The organism is Paranoxybacillus vitaminiphilus (assembly GCF_003259935.1).
Classification (GTDB): domain Bacteria; phylum Bacillota; class Bacilli; order Bacillales; family Anoxybacillaceae; genus Paranoxybacillus; species Paranoxybacillus vitaminiphilus.
On record NZ_QLMH01000004.1, the window covers coordinates 51813 to 72097 of the forward strand.

Sequence of the window (20285 nt, forward strand, 5' to 3'; positions counted from 1 at the left end):
TATTCCTCCGGACTGCTTATTTATTTACTAATAAACTTTCTAAAGTTTGTTAAACAAATAGAAATATTTTTGGGTACAGATTTTTCTTTCATAATTTTTTTCAAAAATGATTCTCGCTTTTTTTCCCATCTCAAATTTCAACTTTTCACTCGAATAAAGAGCTAAAATTGACTCCCTTAAGTGGTTTATATTATTTTGGTCAACTCTAAAACCAATCTGTTGTTGTTCAACTAATAAACCCACATCTGTTTTGTTGCTCATAATTGCAATAATAGGTCTACCGGAAGCCAAATAAGAGTAAGTCTTACTTGGTACTCCGAGCCCTTCTGCTTCCTCTTCAAGAGTCACAATATGACAATCAGCGGAACTTAATAGATAAGGATAGTCTTGCTCAGATTGATAACTCCAAAACTTAACGTTTTGTAAATTATATTCTTTTACCATATTAATTAGCTTTTCTTTCTTTCCACCTTCTCCAACAAATAAAAATACAATATCTTTATATCCTTCTAACAGTTTTGCTGTTTCGATAATCATCTCTAGATTTTGAAATAGACCGATATTACCGGAATAAAGTACAACAAATTTATTATCTAATCCATACTTCTCTGAATAGTGATTCTGCTTAGGATAAACTTTAATAACATTTTTATCAGCCCAATTCGGTATTACTTCTATTTTGAATTCATCAACATCTTTATTATCCTTTAGGTATTGTTTCATGTCCTCGCCTAAAACAATTACTCTTTTGGCATATCGAAAAAATTTATCATTCAAAAAATCCATTGTTTTAGCCATTATGCTGTTAGGTTTTATCACTTTTAAAGAAATGGCAATATCCGGATATAAATCATGAATTAAATAACAAAAATTATTTTTATATAACTTAGAACTAACATACCCTGCAATAGGAAGTAACGGAGGATTTGATACAACTAGCACATTTTTATAGTTTTTTAGCTTATAAAATCTTAATAAAACTGATAAAGTAAAAGAGAAATAGTTCAGTAATCTCCCGATTTTATTTTTTTTATCTAATTTTAGAGATGGAATCCGTTCAATATATACGTCATTGTAAACACTTTTTTTTTCAATATCATTTCTACTCTTTTGCTTTTGATGGTAGGAAGGCATTCCTGTTAAAACATCGACACTTAATCCTAAAGAAGCTAAATCTTCCGCCAATTGGGTTAACAGCTTCCCTGTAGACGCAATATCAGGATAATAAAACTCCGTAAGAATTAATAAATCTTTTTTCAAATTTATTCACACCAATCTATTCAATCTTATGAATTATAGACGTCATTAAAAAGTGCTAAATATTCGTAGGCAATCTTTTCGTTGGAATATTTCCCCTTTACTAATTTAGAATATTCCATTAAATCTGCTGGATCAGGTGCACACTCAAGAATCTCTTTGATTTTTTCATATAGCTGTTGATCGCTAAAAGGGTCATCATAATAATAGGCTTTATTTAAAGTTACTTCTGGCAAAGAAGCACATTTAGTAGTAATCGTTGGAATTTTTTTATACATTGCCTCAACCGGAGGCATTCCAAACCCTTCGAAAATAGAAGTGGAAACATAAATTTTGGCATTACTATATAAAGCAGACAACTCTTCATTTGTAACAAATCCGGGAATAATTACATTTCCTTCTATTCCCAGGTTCCGAATCATTTCTTCAATGGTTTGAGTAGACTTGCCTTTTACACCCACTAGAACAAGCTTTATATCTGGATAATCCCCTTTTAGATGAGAAAAAGCCTTTACCAGTGTTGGTAAATTTTTATGTGGTAATAATGAAGCAACAGATAAAATATAGCTATTTTTTTTCAATTTCAACCGTTGAAACAAAGCATTGGTTTCACTGGTTACATCTAAGCTATCAAAATCAATTGGGTTATATATTACTTTTATTTTATTTGATTTTACTTCTGGAAAATGCGTAAGTATATCTTCTTTTACAAATTGAGAAATAGCTACAATTTTATCACTTTTTTTTACACTAATAGGATAAAAAGTATTGAATACAAGCTTTTGAAGTAAAGAAAAGTATTGAGGATAATGCTTATACTGCAAATCATGTATATTAGAAATTATTTTTGTTCCCTTAACCTTGGTAATTGTACGTATATACGTTGGAAAAAACATAATATCTAAATTATAATTTTTTATTAACTTAGGAAGTTTAGTGTTTGTAAAAAAAACTCTCTTAAATCGATTTTGTCCATCCAGTTTACACACTACTTTATTGAAATTCTCTTTAGAAAAGTGAAAAGTTTCTTGGTTCGTTTCAGTTGTAAAAATATAGTATTGATTTTCTTGATCTATATCTTCTAGACCTTTGAGTAAATTCCTTAAATAACTCTCTGTGCCGCCAACTTTTCCGGGTCTTATATACAAGGCATCTATACCAATTCTCATTCACGAACTATCCTTTCAAAGAAATATTAATAACTCTATTTTTTAACAAAACAATAGAAATAACATGGACAATAAGAACTAATATAACAGGCAACAATAATGAATATTGGAAAATCAGTTTAACAATTGATATAGAAAAAGGATCTCTAAAAAAAGAAAAAGGAATAGCACCATTAATAAATACATATATCACTCTGTAAAAGGAATTTAATTGACCCAAATTTTTTACTATATTCAAAAGAATTACAAATACAATAATAAAACATATTGTTCCCAAAATACCAAAGTTAATATTTAAAGAAACAAATGAATTTAGAGCCCCTAAAGGAGCATAAATATGATAACCCATATCATTAAAATCGATTATATATTCTAATTTATTAGGAAGTAAAAATGTTGGTATTAAATTTATAAATTGACTAAATAAAGACGTTGGCAAATTAATTATAGATAAGAAATCTAATGCTATAAATGATAATAAAGAGAAACCTGTATATAATGATTCTCCTAAAAACACATACATTATGTTTTCAAAACTAAATTCTGTGCTACCAAATCTTAATATCCCCACTATGCTCATAAATAAGATTAATACTATTATTGAAAAGAATAATTTTCCCTTTGATAAACCACTATGGTAAGTTGTTATATAACTTAACAACATGAATACACTCGAGATAAAATAAAGTCTAGTACCTAATGATAATATAAACAATGATGAAATAAAATAAATAAAAAAGTATTTATTATAAAATATTTTTAAACCTAGAGATCTATTTATAAAATTTTTATCTAAATCATTTTTGGTAGTATAAATAAAGCATATCGCTAAAATTACATAACTAAGACCGATTAAAAAACCTCTATCATCAATTGAATATTCGAGAGTATAACCTGTAAAAAGTTTGTCCTTAATCTTCAGTAAATATAAAACATAAATCAAAAAAGTAAAGTATAGAAAAAAACTTAAAATTTTTCTGCTTACATATAATTCTGTTTTTGATTTATAATACTTTAAATTCTTAATCAATGATTTATTACAAAGATAATCTGAGATTAAAAACGTAACTATGACAGCAGAACAAGTAAGCAGATAATAAACTTTATTCTCTTCCGAAATATTTTGATAGTAATTATACCATGTATTCATCATAGGATAATGATGAAATAAATTATTTTCACCAATAGCAATAGGCAATAACCAATAGAAAATAAATCCTATTATAAATAAAAACACATGATCTAATTTTACTTTTTTAACTAATAAATATTTTTTAATTAATATATAAAAACATAATAATAAATTAATTAATAGTAATATGTTAACCATATATCTATATTCCACCCTAAAAAGAGTCATTATTTTAAGACTATTTTGTTCCTATTAATAACTGATTTGATAATATTTACAGTACGTATCATACCCATTTTCTCTAATAATATTCTTATTGATGTAAAAAGAATAAATTTACAATAAAGTAAAATATTGAACAATAAATTTACATTATATTGTTTTCTAATTTTATAATTTTCTTTATTTATATATAATAACCTTGTATTGGACACTCCACCGTCTCTCATATTTGTTATAATTTTATCTAAACAATAAAAATTACATTTATTAATTACTCTAAAAATAAATTCATAATCTGCCGCAATTTTATAATTCAGATCATAGAAGCCATATTTCTCATAAAGCTCTCTTTTCACAAACATAGTCGGCTGCCAAACAGGCATATATTTTTGGATATTTTTCCAAGGCTCTTTATCTCCTAATATCGTATAGCGTATATTCCCATCGATATCACAAATATTAATGCTTCCGTGAATTATGTCTATATTAGAATTAGAGTTAATAACATTAACAATATCTTGAATAACATTGGAATCATAATACCAATCGTCTGAATTTAAAGTAGCAATATAATCTCCCGTAGCAATTTTAATTCCCTTATTCATAGCATCATAAATCCCTTTATCGGGGGAACTCTCCCAAAAAGCAATCTTAGACTCATATTTCTTTATAATATTAACTGTACCGTCAGTTGATCCTCCATCAATAATAATATATTCGATGTTAGGATAAGATTGGTTTATTACGCTTAGTATAGTTTGTTCAATCGTTTTAACACTATTATAACAAACTGTAATTACCGATATTTTTGGTAATATCATGTTACTATTTACTATCATAATTATATCATCCCATTCCAATTTGAGCTTTTAAGAAATGTCATGTTCAGCAGATTGACTCCTTAATTTTGGACACATACTCTCTTATTTTAGGTTATTCTTCAAATTTCTCTTTTTTCTTAGGTAAGAAAGAGCAAATCCTCTTACCTTATACACGAACTTCTTTGATCTTTAAAGACTCCGTTTTGGCTCTCTTGGAAAACTCCTGCGTTGGAAAATCAAGAATACTCGAATGAATTCTTCCTTACTTTAGTCTTAAGTGATTATTGTCTAAGCTTAAATACACATTCAGTTACCCGTTAAAAATAATAATTGTTATATAAGTCACTATAGACCATTCCCTTGACGCTTTGATACAAACTGTTATATTTATAAGCTACTTTGGTCAATTGGAAATTTTTATTAACTCTCTCCTTTACATTTTGAGACAAATATACTGAATTATTCTCAGACAATAACCACAAAAGCCCCTGAGTTAAATCGCTAATGTCAAAAGGGGATGCTAAGTATCCATTATATTTGTGCTCAATCATATCTGGCATTCCCCCAATATTAAATGCCACACATGGCGTTCCACAAGCCATTGCTTCCATTACTGTATTCGGTAAGTTCTCCATAATAGATGGCGCCACAAACACATCTGCAGCAGAATATACAATACTTAAAGTTAAATCATCGTGTATTCTTCCTAAATAATTAACCTTAAATCCTAAATTTGGTTTTTCTTTCGGTTCTGATGCTCCAAATACAATTAATTCAATATCATCAGTATTAGATAAAGTAGCTAATTTTTGTAAAGCAGGTTGAAGAAATTGAAATCCTTTATTAGGGTCACTTATACTATTCATAGCTCCAAAAAGTATATACTTTTTATCGTTAGATAATCCTAATACGTTTCTTGCAAATGCTTTATCTATTGGTTTAAATTTATTTGTATCAATTCCATTAGGAATAACTTCTATACGAAAATTTTTAAATAATGAACTTCTTTTTGCACAGTCTGCTAGCCACCTACTAGGTGTAACTATTGTTAAATTAGCATTTTGAAAAGATTTAAATTTTCTTTTCCATATCTTATAACTAAGATCTTTTCCAGATTTTGATTGTAAATGAGGACATTGGCCACAATTATTTTCATACTTTTTACATTCATATGGTATGTGGCAACCACCTGTAAATGGCCAAGAATCATGCAAAGTCCAAATAATAGGCTGTTTTATATATGGTATTAAGCTTATAGGAAAGAATCCCCCGTTTATCCAATGAAGATGAACTATATCGGGATTAAAAGAATTTATTTTATCAATTAACGATTTGTTAGGTAGCAAGGAATTACTCCATGGTGTTTTATTTCGATTTTTATAACGATATAGTGGCAATAAATCTAAATATGGACGAATTTTCGAAAAAACTTTATCTATTTTATTTTCAGGTCCAAATACGGTATAATCATCACTATATTTAACTTGAACTAACATTTTCGAGTCAAGACCAATTTGCTGTAAACCTTTATGCAATCTATAGGCGGCACGAGCAGCACCGCCTTCAATATCAAAAGTATTAACTAATAAAGGTTTCATTTTTTACCTCTCATTTCTAATACTGCTTCTATATATTTACGATATTTTTCTGCTATAACAGGTAACGAATAATAATTTTGAACATATTTTCTGCCATTGATACGCAATTGTTCATACAAATCCTGATTATATAATAAAGTTTCTAAAGCTTTAGTGATGCCAATAATATCACGCTCTTCTACAAATATAGCTACATCTTTCTCTCTTATTAAATAAGGAATCCCACCTGTTCTAGAGGTAATTACAGGTAACCCACAGGCCATAGCTTCTACATTTACTACACCAAAAAATTCTTCCCAACTAGATATAGAGACAGGATGTCCTATGAAAATATCTGCCTGCCTATATAAATCAGGTAGCTGGGAATGCGGTACAGGGTCAATAAACTGAACATTCTCTTCTATCCCTTCTTCTTTAACTAACCTCTCTAAAAAACTTTTGGCTTCTCCTCTTCCGACAATCTTTAAAAGAATATTTTTGTTATTCTTAATAAGAGGTGCTGCAGCTTGGATAATGTAATGTACACCTTTTTCCATTACTAATCTAGCTACACATATGATTGTCTTAGTTGAATTAGAATTTCTTTTTTCAGCCGGATAGAATTTCTCTGTATCTACCGGATGTCCTAAAACTACAAATTGTGAAGATATAGACTCACTAGATAATCCGATATCCCTAAATCTCTCCGCTGTTTTAGGAACAGTAATCCATATAATTTGAGAATATTGTAATGCCCACTTGGCAAATGGTTTTTGCAATTTCCACGACAATGAACGCCCCTCACCCATTATAGTTAGCGAAGCATCAAATGCTAAAGGTATGTTCCATTTCTTAGCCACATAAGCGGCATGGACCCCTTGTTGATAAATTGTCGGATCGCAACTTAAGATAAAGTCAAAATCTTTTAACTGCTGAACAATATATTTATTAAATAAATATAAATTTCTGGGAATAGGGGTTCTCGGAAATGTCTTTCTTGATTTAAAAGGGATCGTAACTGTCTCTAATTCTTCGTCAACGAATTTATCTCTTTCATCTTTAAATATAACAAACTTCCACCCATATTTTTTTTGTAGATATTTATAAATAAGAGCCTGAGCTTCAAAAGCTGTTCCATTTGCTATTACACCCGGGCGAAAAGAAGCAATACGGATCTCTTTCATAACTAACTTTTCTCCTATATAAAGAATAGGTTTGAAATTAATTTTTATAAAAATGATTTCTTTTCTCTAGTAGCTGTTCAATAGGCTTCAATGTAAGATAAGCACAATAGGCAGTAAGAATCGTATCCCTTATTCCACTTCTTCTTAAAGCCCCTCCTAGCTTCTTTACATTTAATAATTTACGGATTAATTTTTTTGAGGAGGATATATATATTACATTTTTATTAATCCAATCAACATAGGATGGATTGATAACTTCTCTCAAAAGTTCAACATTTAAAGGTTTTAATTTGGATATTAACATAGCCTGATAATTTAATGAATTTGTTTTATTAACTTTAAGATCTAACTCTTCTAGATTAAGTGAATACTTTTTGAAAAAATCTGATTGCCAAGCTCTATTCACTTTTCTCTTTAAAGGAATAGTATGCATTGACAATGCTATATTTATATCAATAAATGGAGACCATGGATTAAATCCATAATATCTTGGTATCCGTAATAAGTAAGACAATAATATGATTTTAAGTCTCATACTTTCTATGACTTTCCAATAAGGGTCTTTCAATTTGAATTTGTTAATTTCGAGATATTTTTCTTTTAAATAATTATTAGATTTTAAATAGCTTTGTTTAGGGTCAGCATTCATACCATGGGTATATCCTAATTTATTCAGGGTATTCAAATTAATATCCGGTATATTTACATTTCCTGCCCAAGCATCTCCTATAATTCCACTTAAAAAAGGATTTCCACCACTTACTTCTTTTAAAATTTTTGAATAAAATTCCATATGGTACATACCGTGTGCATGCGTAGAAACACCGTACAATTGATACCACTCATCTAGATAATTATGGAAATGCCCTAATTTTATTTGTTTCCATTTAGTATTAAGTATTTCCGAGATTTTTTTCGCATACACTACTTCAAACGAATCATCCTGGTTATCGGATATACCATAGGTAAATGATTTAATTCTTGATTTGTCTTTAATCATTATATTTAATATCCTGGAATCATAACCACCGCTAGTTGGAATAATAATCTCACCTTTAACACTATTTTCCCATTTTTGAATTTCAGCTTCTAATCTCTCTAGGACGTCTATTTCACTTGTAGTTTTCCCATACCAATTTTCTGCAGGATCTTTTAAGTATTTTATATGAATTTTATTATTGTCATCTATGATTAATCGAGTTGAGTATCTTAAAAATTTAACATTTTTAATTGGAGTTTGTTCGAAAACAGAATATCCAAATTCTAAATAATTATTAAATCCTTCTGGATCAAATTCTAAATTATTATAGTCAATTACCTCATTTATATTTTCACTAACTTTCCCTGTTTTTTCATTATAAAAGATTGGTTTAGAACCTAACCAATCTGTTTCAAACTGTTTCATCGTTTATTTACCCCACAAGAATGATTTTAAGATCATCTTTGACGAAAGCCTTGTTTCTTTAAAAAAACTAGGAGCTACAATGGCAACTACAAATTGGCTAATTAACGTACTTACTGCAGCTCCATATATACCGTATTTAGGTATTGTAATTAAATTTAGTACTATGTTAACTATACATCCAATAAGAGTGTACCAATAGCTGTATCTTTGGAGATTCTCAGCTTGTATCCAATTTCCCCTTGCTACCCCTTGAAAAACAAAAATGCCGGCCCATACGCTAATCGATAATACAAATGAAGATTTTGAATAGCCTTCTCCATATAGTAGCAATATGATTTGTTTTGAAAATATAGTAATAACAACTGCAATTAATATCCCTAACCATGTCATAAGGTTATATAATTGCTGTAATCTTTTTAAATAAAGTGATAAGTTCTGTTTCCTTAATTTAATTATAACAGGAAAGGTAGAGGCTACAATTGATGTTGGAATAAAATACCACATTTCAACAAGCTTTACAGCTGCAGTATAAAGCCCATTTTCTCTATCTCCTAGCATATTTCCAATCATTACTTGATCTATTCTCATATATAAAGTAACGGCAAGACCAGATAATATTAATGGCCAACTATCTTTTAAAAGACTAATGGCAACAGATTTTTTAAATTTCCACCTCGATATGGAATTGCCTTTGATTTTAAAAGCAGCAATAAGAAATAAAGCTCCTAACAATACTTCTAATAATCCTGCTATGGCAAAAGCCATTAAATTAGCTTTAAACAAAATTAATACTACCTTAAATAAAGATATAATAGTAAAGCTTAATCCTTTAGCTATGACAGTATATTTTGACTGAATTTGCGATTGAAACCAAAAATCTATAACATCAAAAGATTGAAAAACAACCCCTAATGAAACAAAGAATATCAACCAAATTCGTAAGTAATTTTCGCTAAAGTCACCAATTATTATAGTTAAAGTTACTGATAGTATAAAAACTAATAAGCCACCTATAAACTTAAGAGCAAAAGCAGTACCTAGTAATTCTTCCTTTTTGTCAGGTTCATTTAACAAATTACGTATTACGATCCCGTCAAGCCCCAGGGTAGCAAATGCAGAAAACAATGCTATAAATGCTTGTGCATAGTTCAATAATCCATATTGTTCGGGTCCTAAATAACGCGCAATCCATAGACCTACTAATAACCCGACACCCATTCGAAAAATTCGGTCTATAAATAACCACCCTGCATTAGAAACTATTTTCTTGATATCTGCTTTTTCCTTTAAGCTTTCAAAAATGAATTTAGGAGATAGTTTCCTTGCACTAAACATTCTATATTTCTTCCTGTCTATTTTGTATAAATTAATTCAATTTTAATTAAATCTTTTGATTTCCTGTAAATCACTTTGAACCATCATTTTAGCTAATTCTTGTAAGCTAACTTTTGGTTTCCATCCAAGTTTTTCTTTAGCTTTCGTAGCATCTCCAAGTAATAAGTCTACTTCTGTAGGACGGAAATATTTAGGATCTACTTCAACTAAAACTTCACCCGTAGCTTTATTAATACCTTTTTCGTCAATACCCTGACCTTGCCATTCAATTTCAATACCGACTTCTTTAAATGCTAATTCTACAAACGAACGGACTGTATGAGTCTCACCTGTAGCAATAACAAAATCCTCTGGTTTTTCTTGTTGTAACATTAACCACATTGCTTCAACATAATCTCCAGCAAATCCCCAGTCGCGTTTAGCATCAAGGTTTCCAAGATAAAGTTTATCTTGTAATCCATATTTAATACGCGCAACCGTTCTTGTTATTTTACGGGTTACAAATGTTTCCCCTCTTAATGGTGATTCATGGTTAAATAAAATACCATTACACGCATACATATTATAAGCTTCACGATAGTTAACTGTAATCCAATATGCATACAATTTAGCTACCGCATATGGACTACGTGGATAAAAAGGCGTTGTTTCCTTTTGAGGTGTTTCTTGTACTAAACCGTATAATTCACTTGTGGAAGCTTGATAAAATCTAGTTTTATTCGTTAAACCAAGGATTCTAATAGCTTCCAATAAACGCAATGTACCTAAAGCATCAGCATTTGCTGTATATTCCGGAGTTTCAAAAGATACCTTTACATGACTTTGTGCTGCTAAGTTGTAAACTTCATCAGGTTGAACTTCTTGCATAATACGAATCAAATTTGTAGAATCTGTCAAATCGCCATAATGCATAATAATTTTTGAGTCTTGGGGATTCTCTTCATCGTATAGATGATTGATTCGATCAATTCTAATAATTGAGGAACGACGTTGTAATCCATGAACCTCATAACCTTTATTAAGAAGAAATTCAGCTAAATATGCTCCATCTTGTCCCGTGATTCCGGTAATTAAAGCTTTTTTCATTGTTGTCCTCCAGTTCGTTTATTAATTTGTTTTCACTGCTACGTTATCTAAGAACCATTGATACGCTTTTTGTAATCCTTCCTCTAATGAAATGCTTGCTTTCCAGCCTAATGCATTGATTTTTGATACATCCACTAGTTTACGAGGTGTACCGTCTGGTTTTGTTGTATCAAATTTAATTTCACCTTGATAACCAACGATGTTTTTAATTTTTTCCGCTAGTTCTTTAATCGAAATATCTTCGCCGACACCGACATTAACAATTTCGTTTCCTTCGTAATTGTTCATTAAAAATACGCAAGCATCAGCTAAATCGTCAGAGTATAAAAATTCACGTCTTGGCGTTCCTGTTCCCCATACTTCGACATATGGAGCATTGTTTTCTTTTGCTTCATGGAACTTACGAATTAACGCTGGTAATACGTGAGACGTATGTAAATCAAAATTATCATTTGGACCATATAAATTAGTCGGCATAACTGAAATATATTTCGTACCGTATTGACGGTTATATGACTGACACATCTTAATGCCGGCAATTTTTGCAATTGCATATGGTTCATTCGTTGGCTCCAATTCGCCTGTTAATAAATATTCCTCTTTTAGCGGCTGTGGAGCAAATTTCGGATAAATGCATGTACTTCCTAAGAACAATAGCTTTTTGACGCCGTTTCGATATGCTGCATCGATGACGTTTGTTTGGATCATTAAATTGTCGCGAATAAAGTCCGCTGGATATTCATTGTTTGCGACAATGCCTCCAACTTTCGCTGCGGCAAGAAAGATGTATTCTGGCTTTTCTTCCGCAAAAAATTCGTCTACTTGATTTTTATCACGTAAATCCAGCTCCTGGCTTGTTTTATAAACAAGGTTAGTATACCCATCAGCTTGTAACTTTCTTAAAATTGCCGAACCTACTAATCCTCGATGCCCTGCAATATAAATTTTTGACGAACGTTCCATACTAAAATCCTCCATCAAAACTTTTAAATATAAATTTTGCTCATTTTGTAATATTCAGCTATTTTGTCTATACCCTCTTCAATTGAAACTTGTGGTTCCCAATTTAAAGCTTCTTTAGAACTTATATTGTTTAAAACACTTGATTTGATATCTCCTTTTCTTCCTTCTTCATAAATGGGAGCCATTTCTTTATGAAATGTACTATTAATTAAATTAAATAAATAGTTTATATTAGTCATAGTATTAGTAGATATATTAAAAATTTTATTTCTGCCTCCTTGAATAGCCAAAACATTCGCGGCAGCTACATCGGTTACATAAACAAAATCCCTTGTCTGCTTACCATCACCGAAGATTGTTGGAGTTTCTCCATTTGCGATTTTTTCTGCAAAAATTGCTACAACTCCACCTTCACCCTTAGCATCTTGTCTCGGTCCGTACACATTTGCATAACGTAGAATAGTGTAATCAATTCCATATAGTTCATGTGTTGCTTTTAAATATAATTCTACCGTAAATTTAGAGATACCATAAGGTGATTTGGGGTTTATTGGATGATTTTCGTCAATCGGCAAATATTGGGGTTCACCGTACACAGCTGCACTTGATGCATAAACAATTTTCTTTACTCCGTAATCTTTGGCAGCATTAATTACATTAATAGAACCCATAATATTAATCCGAGCATCTTTTTCCATATTTTCTACTGATTTCGCTACGCTTACTTGTGCCGCCTGATGAATAATATAATGTGGCTGAAAATCAGCAATAGCGGCATATACTTGTTCTTTATTAGAGATATCTCCTTCATAAAAAGTATAGGTCTTCTCTCTTAAATTTTCCAATTTACCTGTTGAGAGATTATCAAAAACCGCCACTTCATAACCTTCTTCAAGCAATTTATCCACTATATGTGAACCAATAAATCCCGCTCCCCCTGTAACAAGGACCTTCTCCATTTATTTATTCCTCCAATTTTCTTTACCTTGCTCCATCACCTGTTATACAAACTTTTATCGTCTTTAAAATAATTTTAAGATCAAGAAGAAAGCTCATATTGTTAATATAATAAAGATCCAACTCCAACTTCTCCCTTGGTGTAATATCATATCCACCATTTACTTGCGCCCATCCTGTTATTCCAGGTTTTACTTGCAAACGATCAATAAAACCAGGAATTTCCTCATTAAACTGCGCTGTAAATATTGGTCTTTCTGGCCTCGGACCAATTAAACTCATATCACCTTTAAGAACATTGAATAATTGCGGGAGCTCATCGATTCTTGTTTTGCGAATAAACGCCCCTACTTTTGTGACACGCGGATCATTCTTGGCAGCCCATTGTGCACCATTTTTCTCAGCATTGACTCCCATGGAACGTAATTTAATGACTTTAAAATACTTTCCATGTAAGCCAACGCGCTCTTGCAGGAAAAAAGCTGGGCCAGGTGTTTCGAGTTTAATAATAACCGCAAAAATGAAAATAATAGGAACCGCAATTGGCAGTGCTAGTAATGATAAAAGCACATCAAAAAAGCGCTTGATGTACGGGTACAACTTTACATTTTTTCTTTGTCTCTCAAGTTGTCCCACATCAAGCGCAACCGCATATTCTTTAAAAAAATCATTTTTCTTGGCACTAGCCCCCACTTCTTTTTCACCCCTGCTCTTTAACCCACTTTATTTGATTTATTGAGTCGTTGGTTAATTGCTTGGTTTAATAACTTCTTTAAATTTTCCAAATGCTCGATAGGTAGTCTTGCTTAATCTTAATATATCGAATAGCTTTTTTATTGACTTTGGGAGTTCGTCAAATTTTTTCGTGACTTTGTTCTTTCGAGTCTATGTCAAAACCTTTTCTTCTCTCAAAATCCGTTCCATTATCTCCAATAATTGAGGCTTGAGTTCTTCATTCCGCAACGCAAACTCAATCGTCGTCTGTATAAACCCTAACTTCTCCCCTACATCGTAGCGTTTTCCTTCGAATTCATAGGCAAAGACACGTTGAATTTCGTTCAGATTTTGAATCGCATCCGTTAATTGGATTTCGCCGCCGGCGCCGGCTTCTTGTTTTTCAAGGAATAGAAAGATTTCCGGTGTAAGTATGTATCTTCCCATAATTGCTAGGTTCGATGGCGCGGTGCCTAGCGCTGGTTTTTCGACGAATTGGCGGACTTGGTAGCGGCGTCCGTGCTGCTCGAGCGGATCGATAATGCCGTAACGGTGTGTTTCGTTGTCAGGAACCCGTTTGACGCCGATGACCGAGCTGAACGTTTGCTCGTATTGGTCGATTAATTGTTTTAAGCACGGCGTTTCCGCTTGGACGATGTCGTCACCAAGCAGAACGGCAAACGGTTCGTCGCCGATAAAGTTGCGCGCGCACCAGACGGCGTGGCCAAGTCCTTTCGGTTCTTTTTGGCGAATGTAGTGAATGTCGACTTTTGATGGCTCTTTCACTTTTTCGAGCAAGTCCAGTTTTCCTTGTTTCATTAATATTTGTTCCAGTTCATAGGCGTTGTCGAAATGGTCTTCGATCGCGCGTTTTCCTTTCCCTGTGACGATGATAATATCTTCGATGCCAGAGGCAATCGCCTCTTCGACGATGTATTGAATCGTTGGTTTATCGACAATTGGAAGCATTTCTTTCGGCATCGCTTTCGTCGCTGGCAAAAATCTTGTGCCGAGCCCCGCTGCCGGGATGATCGCTTTGCGTACTTTTTTCAATGAACTCCCTCTTTTCTTTATGTCTTTATGTATTTTTGCATATACGAACCGACGTATAGGCTATTTATCAATAGAATATACGTCGATTCGCATGTCGGCATAAAAAATAGCCCCTCCGCTGGGACTTAGTTTGGCAAATGGGATTTTAAGTTCAAAATCTCTCTTTCGTGCTCGATCATTTTATCGAACATGACATCTGTCCGTCTTTGTAAATAAGTGACAGTTACATCGACAGACTGTTTTATGCTTGTAAGATCATGCAAAATATGCGCTTGATTGTTTTTCGAAATGCGAAGTTCCTCGAGGATCTTTTCTTGCGTCCGCTCAACATTTCCGAGCGTTTGCTTCATAGCGGTCATATCGCGTTCTAATTTCTGTTGGCCGATTTGCAGTTGCGCCACATCATGCTGTAATGCACGCTGGCCTTGTTGGAGCTGCGCAACGTCTTGTTGAAGTGCCTGTTGGCCTTGTTGGAGCCGGGCGACATCGTTTCGAAGTTCTTGCTGGCCTTGCTGCAGTCTAACAACATCCTTCTGAATTTGTCCGACATCGCTGCTTAATTTTTGTTGCATTTGCTCGACGCGGTCCAATCTCTCATGAACCGGATGCAATTCTTCTTTTAAGACGGAACGCAGCAAATCTCTCAACTCTTGACTCATCTTTTTTACACCTCCTTTGCCATTTTCTTTCATTATAGCATGTACAAAAGAGGTTATGTAAGTTGAATCAAAAACTATAGCGTATATTCGCCCTGTCCCGATGCATTTAATTGAATGCGATGATGTGGAACTTTTTCGTTTAAGATGAAAACAAAAGACTCGTTCCAATCTTTATAAGGTTGACTTGTTAAACGTTTGCCAACCGGTTGGCGAAGCAAACTCGGATCTGCTGTTTTTTGCAGCAATTTATCATTTTGGTATACCGTGTATACACATATTTTTGAAAACTGCGAAATATCCAAAATCCCTCTCAGCATATGAGCATGAAGGATGCCGCCTTCAAATTGCTTCTTTACTTTATCCCAGTTTTTCTCATTCACTTGTTTTTTTGCATTCAAAAATATGAAGTTCCCAGTTTTGCTTCTGATCTCTAAAATGCCGTCCGGAGTGTTTTTAACTTTTAAATAAGCAAAATCGTTGTTTGGTTTAACGACAAAAAGACGGAAGCGTCCCTTTTTCTTGTTTCATCGTTCCATGCATAATGTTTTCTTCGATAAACCGGCCGATATCTTCATATTTTGATTTTCGATTTTCATCCAACCGAAGAAGTGCTTGCAGGAAGCGGTAAACCGGCAGCGTAAATTCAATCGCATGCTCTTCTCTCTCTCCGGAAATGAGCCTTTCCATCATCTCTTGCATCAACGCTTTGTAAGAAAGCATAAAACCAGTTCTCGATGCCGGTAAATAAAGTGCTTCACCGATGGCTCTCGTCTGTATTCCACCTTGTTTTCCGGGCGGATACAAAGGAGAGGTGAGCTCATCCATCAACAAGTTCCATGTAATGTATTGCGCCATGCGATATCGTTCGGTTGCTTGTTCTTTACTTCTGTCGGTATAAGGAATGCGGATGTAACCTTTGCCGCTTGAAAAACGGGTGCCATCCAATGATTCTCTTTTTTCAAAAATGACTTCGAGCGGCTTTGTGCGATGATAGCGTTCAATGCTTAATGAACCTATTGGAATTTTACGGCGAAAGATGGTTTTTATAAATTCGCTTTTCTTGTTGCGAAGGATGTCATTAAACCATCGAACGAATAATTGCGCTTCTTCATTCCCGATAAAGCATTTATTTCCAATCGAACGTCCGAGAAAACGATCGATTTCTTGATACGTTTGCACGGACGGCGGTTCTTTCGGAAACAATTTGCGCGCTTCTGAGAGCACTCCCCATAATAAAGACATGATATAGCTTTTGCCGCTGTTGTTGTCTCCCACAAACAAAATGAATGGCGCGATCTCGATTTCCCCGCTTTTGATTTTTCCGAACCTTTCCACTTTTAACGCCCACGATTGTTCCATGCGTGTATCGCCTCTCTTTTGCTTTTCTATGTTTCTATTATAAACGATACCGCTTTAAATTAATCGCTGTACATTGCTTTTTGATAAAATATAGAGAACCGGGCATCTAACCCGCCCTCACACCACACCCTCGACGACGAGCGTCTAAGGTGAATGGACCGTCATCGTCCCCACCCACGGCATGGCCGAGTGCCTCCATTGATAACGGAAAGGAGACATCTCCGTTAGAAAAGCTGAGGTGCCGCGGTTAGCTCTCGAAGCGAAATGTTCTTCGACCGCGGAAGTGCTTGCACTTCAAGGGCGAAGGTTATTTCGCACAAGAGAGCTAGACACCGAAGCTAGACATCTCCGAAAAGCGGAAGCGTCCCGCCCAGCCGCGATGGGCAAATGTTCTTCCGGAGCAAGAAGTCGCTTTTTGACTTCGCTCCGGAAGGTTATTTGACCCCGAGCGGCTGACCGCCGAAGCTAGACAATCCGAAAAGTTAAGCCGCCGCACTCATCTAACCATTTGACACAAACAGAAAACATTCTCCCCGAAAAATTGGGATATTTCGACAAATATGAAAAAAAGAAAATATGTTTCATAACAATGTCAATCATCATAAAACATACCCATCAAATTAAAACAACCCTAAAAACTTTTTCTTTTTGATTCGTTCCGGCTGTTGGCGGTAGACGTTTTTCCCGTCAACGAGAAGCTCGGCGTTTTCACGGAAGAAGTAAACTGCTCCCGCTCCAAATTCTTTTTCAATCACACCATATGCTTCGCGCATATGGAAGGCGCGGTTTGTCGTGTTATGTGCATCGGAAGCGATAAAGTGCGCCAAGTTCGCCTCGATCATTTGCAAGGAAAACTTTTTAATTTTCTTGCCGAAATCGCCGGCAACGCTTGCTGCTGTCAGCTGCGTCAATGCTCCTTTTTTTACAAATTGATAAAGAAGTTCCGGGTTTTCGCTCATTTCCGCATTTCGTTCCGGATGAACAATGATCGGAACGAGCCCTTTCATCTGTATATCAAACAATAATTGCTCGGCATATCTTGGGACATGATTGGACGGAAACTCAATAAATATGTATTGACTTTCATTCGTCAATGTTAATAGTTCGCCATTTTCATAGTCTTTTACGATATCACCATAAATGCGCACTTCCTGACCCGGCAAAACGGTTAAAGGAATGTTTTGCTCCTTTAGGACCGCATTCAGCTGTCCGACGTGCTGCAAAATTTTTTGTTTTGGATTTTCATAGTTTCCGTTTTTATGATGAGGAGTGGCGATGATTTTTGTTATACCTTCGCTGACGGCGGCACCCGCCATCGCGATTGCATCCTCAATCGTTTTTGCGCCGTCGTCGACACCCGGCAAAATATGGCTGTGTATATCAATCATCGCCTCATCCTCCCGACTTTCTTTTGTACTATTTATATCTGGTTTATATTGGATACATCATTTATACTAGCATAGGTCTATAGTTCCAACAACTTACATTTTTCGTTGAATTATGTCTAAAATGCTATAAATTCCTTACTTTTCTTTAATTTTGCCATAAACCATTATTTTTTTACAAGGTCATTACATGCTAAAAAATCTGTATTTTGCTAAATCTGGTGACCAAAAATGAAAAAGGTATCAAAACATTTCGCTTTGATACCTTTTTCCTAATTTATTCATCTTTATTATCACGATCGTTTACATCTTCCTGATCTTCAATAGGGTCCTCCCGATCTGGAACGGCATCATTTTCGTCGTCGCCAGGTCCGTTGTTCGTGTCATCTCCTGGAGGTAAACCATTGTTGTCGTTGTCATTGATAATGTTGTTATCGTCATTGTTATTATCATTGTCAACGTCATCATTTTGGTTGATATCATCAGCTGGATTCATGTCATTATCGTTGACATCTCCGTTTTCCGCTGGCGGCGGCGGATTTTGGTCATTGTCATTGTCATCGCCCCAATTACAGCCAGATGCAAGCATAATCGCGACTAATGAACCAACCAGCTTCAATAAAAGCCATTTTCTGTTCATGTTGAATTCTCCTTTCTTCATTAATGACCTATGTATGCGAGGTCTTGGTTTATGTTGCCCAGAAAGGAGAATTTCATGCATGTTTTAAAAAAAATACTCTTTCCAAGAAAAAGCGAGCACGCTTCAACAAGGAAAGAGTACGAATGAAACGATCAAAGTTTAGGCGTTTGTTTTCTCGCCTAACGCAAACATGATTTCTGTTTCGCATACAAGCTCGCCGTCGACAGTGGCGATGCCTTTGCCTTTGCCGATGGTGCCTTTTGCGCGGATGATTTCAACTTCAAGGCGGAGCTGGTCGCCCGGTTTGACTTGCTTTTTGAAGCGGCAGTTGTCAATGCCGGCAAAAAAGGCAAGACGGCCGCGGTTTTCTTCTTTTTTGAGCATCGCCACGGCACCGACTTGCGCCAACGCTTCAACGATTAATACACCTGGCATGACCGGATAGTTCGGGAAATGTCCGTTAAAAAATTCCTCGTTCACCGTGACATTTTTAATGCCGACCGCCCGCTTTCCTTCTTCGATTTCAAGAATGCGGTCAACGAGCAAAAACGGATAACGATGCGGAATAATTTCTTTAATTTGTTGAATGTCAAGCATATGCAGTATGCCTCCTTTATTGTTTTTCACCTCTCCAACAAGGATGGATATGCTATAATAAGAAAAAGGGAGGTGAGGAAGATGGAAGAATTGCTGAAACAATTTATGAACGAAATGCGCGAGTTTCGTTCAGAAGTAAGCGAAAAATTTGCTCAAGTCAATCAGCGGCTGGACAACGTTGAGCACGATTTAAAGCAAGTCAATCAGCGGCTGGACAACGTTGAACACGATTTAAAGCAAGTCAATCAGCGGCTAGACAATGTCGAACACCGATTAGACAATGTAGAAAATCGATTAATCAATGTCGAACACCGATTAGACAATGTAGAAAATCGATTAGTCAATGTCGAACACCGATTAGATAATGTAGAAAATCGATTAGTCAATGTCGAACACCGATTAGATAATGTAGAAAATCGATTAATCAATGTCGAACACCGATTAGATAATGTAGAAAATCGATTAATCAATGTCGAACACCGATTAGATAACGTAGAAGGTCGATTAGTCAATGTCGAACACCGATTAAATCATGTAGAAACCGAATTAAAAGAAGTAAAAGAAGGACAAATAGAAATAAAAGACGCATTGAAACATCATACGACTTTGATGATTGAAACTCTTACAAATATGAGAAAAGATATAAGAACAACCACAAACGATATGCAAGCAGATGTGAATCTTCTTTTTAGAGAAGTGGAAGCTGTAAAAAGACAAGCGAACAAAATCGAGCAGCGGCTCGCCTAATGAACATCCAGTCAAATTTAGGC

At 34.3% G+C, this 20285-nt stretch carries 20 protein-coding genes; 1 reads left to right on the forward strand and 19 read right to left on the reverse strand.

What is annotated here, in order from left to right; genetic code table 11:
- Positions 1–39 precede the first annotated feature (39 nt).
- From B0I26_RS06735 to fabZ, 19 genes are all read right to left on the reverse strand, one after another.
- Entirely contained in the window at positions 40–1260 is a 1221-nt protein-coding gene (locus B0I26_RS06735; protein ID WP_111644698.1) for a glycosyltransferase family 4 protein, read from the reverse strand.
- Positions 1261–1286: 26 nt separating this feature from the next.
- Positions 1287–2426 (reverse strand): glycosyltransferase family 4 protein, encoded by a 1140-nt coding sequence (locus tag B0I26_RS06740; protein ID WP_111644699.1) that lies wholly within the window; start codon positions 2424–2426, stop codon positions 1287–1289.
- A 7-nt stretch (positions 2427–2433) separates the two neighbouring features.
- Positions 2434–3756, reverse strand: a complete 1323-nt coding sequence (locus B0I26_RS06745; protein WP_111644700.1) for an O-antigen polymerase — start codon at positions 3754–3756, stop codon at positions 2434–2436.
- 29 nt (positions 3757–3785) lie between these two features.
- Positions 3786–4619, reverse strand: a complete 834-nt coding sequence (locus B0I26_RS06750) for a glycosyltransferase family 2 protein (protein ID WP_111644701.1) — start codon at positions 4617–4619, stop codon at positions 3786–3788.
- A gap of 299 nt (positions 4620–4918) precedes the next feature.
- Positions 4919–6199: a glycosyltransferase family 4 protein gene (locus B0I26_RS06755; RefSeq protein WP_111644702.1), complete on the reverse strand. Its 1281-nt coding sequence runs from the start codon at positions 6197–6199 to the stop codon at positions 4919–4921.
- Positions 6196–7362: a glycosyltransferase family 4 protein gene (locus B0I26_RS06760; RefSeq protein WP_111644703.1), complete on the reverse strand. Its 1167-nt coding sequence runs from the start codon at positions 7360–7362 to the stop codon at positions 6196–6198. Before B0I26_RS06760 ends, B0I26_RS06755 begins: the two co-directional genes overlap by 4 nt.
- A 37-nt stretch (positions 7363–7399) precedes the next feature.
- Complete coding sequence (locus B0I26_RS06765; protein WP_111644704.1) at positions 7400–8767, reverse strand: asparagine synthetase B family protein; 1368 nt, start codon at positions 8765–8767, stop codon at positions 7400–7402.
- 3 nt (positions 8768–8770) lie between these two features.
- On the reverse strand, positions 8771–10102 hold the full coding sequence (locus B0I26_RS06770) for a flippase (RefSeq protein ID WP_111644705.1): 1332 nt from the start codon (positions 10100–10102) through the stop codon (positions 8771–8773).
- A gap of 42 nt (positions 10103–10144) precedes the next feature.
- The gene (gene gmd, locus B0I26_RS06775; RefSeq protein WP_111644706.1) at positions 10145–11188 is read right to left on the reverse strand and encodes a GDP-mannose 4,6-dehydratase; all 1044 of its coding nucleotides are present in this window, start codon (positions 11186–11188) and stop codon (positions 10145–10147) included.
- 21 nt (positions 11189–11209) lie between these two features.
- Positions 11210–12166, reverse strand: coding sequence for a GDP-L-fucose synthase (gene fcl / locus B0I26_RS06780; RefSeq protein ID WP_281268685.1), 957 nt, complete (start codon positions 12164–12166; stop codon positions 11210–11212).
- 8 nt (positions 12167–12174) lie between these two features.
- A complete protein-coding gene (locus tag B0I26_RS06785; protein ID WP_111644708.1) occupies positions 12175–13110 on the reverse strand; it encodes an SDR family NAD(P)-dependent oxidoreductase in 936 nt (311 codons plus the stop codon).
- A gap of 22 nt (positions 13111–13132) precedes the next feature.
- A complete protein-coding gene (locus tag B0I26_RS06790; protein ID WP_111644709.1) occupies positions 13133–13801 on the reverse strand; it encodes a sugar transferase in 669 nt (222 codons plus the stop codon).
- 192 nt (positions 13802–13993) lie between these two features.
- The gene (gene galU, locus B0I26_RS06795) at positions 13994–14875 is read right to left on the reverse strand and encodes a UTP--glucose-1-phosphate uridylyltransferase GalU (RefSeq protein ID WP_111644710.1); all 882 of its coding nucleotides are present in this window, start codon (positions 14873–14875) and stop codon (positions 13994–13996) included.
- Between the two features lie 125 nt (positions 14876–15000).
- Positions 15001–15534, reverse strand: coding sequence for a hypothetical protein (locus B0I26_RS06800; RefSeq protein ID WP_111644711.1), 534 nt, complete (start codon positions 15532–15534; stop codon positions 15001–15003).
- A 74-nt stretch (positions 15535–15608) separates the two neighbouring features.
- Positions 15609–15932 carry a hypothetical protein gene (locus B0I26_RS06805; protein WP_111644712.1) on the reverse strand — a complete coding sequence of 108 codons (324 nt, stop codon included), beginning with the start codon at positions 15930–15932 and terminating at the stop codon, positions 15609–15611.
- An 88-nt stretch (positions 15933–16020) separates the two neighbouring features.
- Positions 16021–16893 carry an AAA family ATPase gene (locus B0I26_RS06810; RefSeq protein ID WP_111644713.1) on the reverse strand — a complete coding sequence of 291 codons (873 nt, stop codon included), beginning with the start codon at positions 16891–16893 and terminating at the stop codon, positions 16021–16023.
- A 620-nt stretch (positions 16894–17513) separates the two neighbouring features.
- Complete coding sequence (locus B0I26_RS06820; protein ID WP_111644715.1) at positions 17514–18281, reverse strand: tyrosine-protein phosphatase; 768 nt, start codon at positions 18279–18281, stop codon at positions 17514–17516.
- A gap of 274 nt (positions 18282–18555) precedes the next feature.
- Complete coding sequence (locus B0I26_RS06825) at positions 18556–18918, reverse strand: hypothetical protein (protein WP_111644716.1); 363 nt, start codon at positions 18916–18918, stop codon at positions 18556–18558.
- A gap of 159 nt (positions 18919–19077) precedes the next feature.
- Positions 19078–19515, reverse strand: a complete 438-nt coding sequence (gene fabZ, locus B0I26_RS06830) for a 3-hydroxyacyl-ACP dehydratase FabZ (RefSeq protein ID WP_111644717.1) — start codon at positions 19513–19515, stop codon at positions 19078–19080.
- An 81-nt stretch (positions 19516–19596) separates the two neighbouring features.
- Here fabZ and B0I26_RS06835 point away from each other — a divergent pair, with 81 nt between their 5' ends.
- Complete coding sequence (locus tag B0I26_RS06835) at positions 19597–20262, forward strand: tropomyosin (RefSeq protein ID WP_181502768.1); 666 nt, start codon at positions 19597–19599, stop codon at positions 20260–20262.
- The last annotated feature ends 23 nt before the right edge of the window (positions 20263–20285 follow it).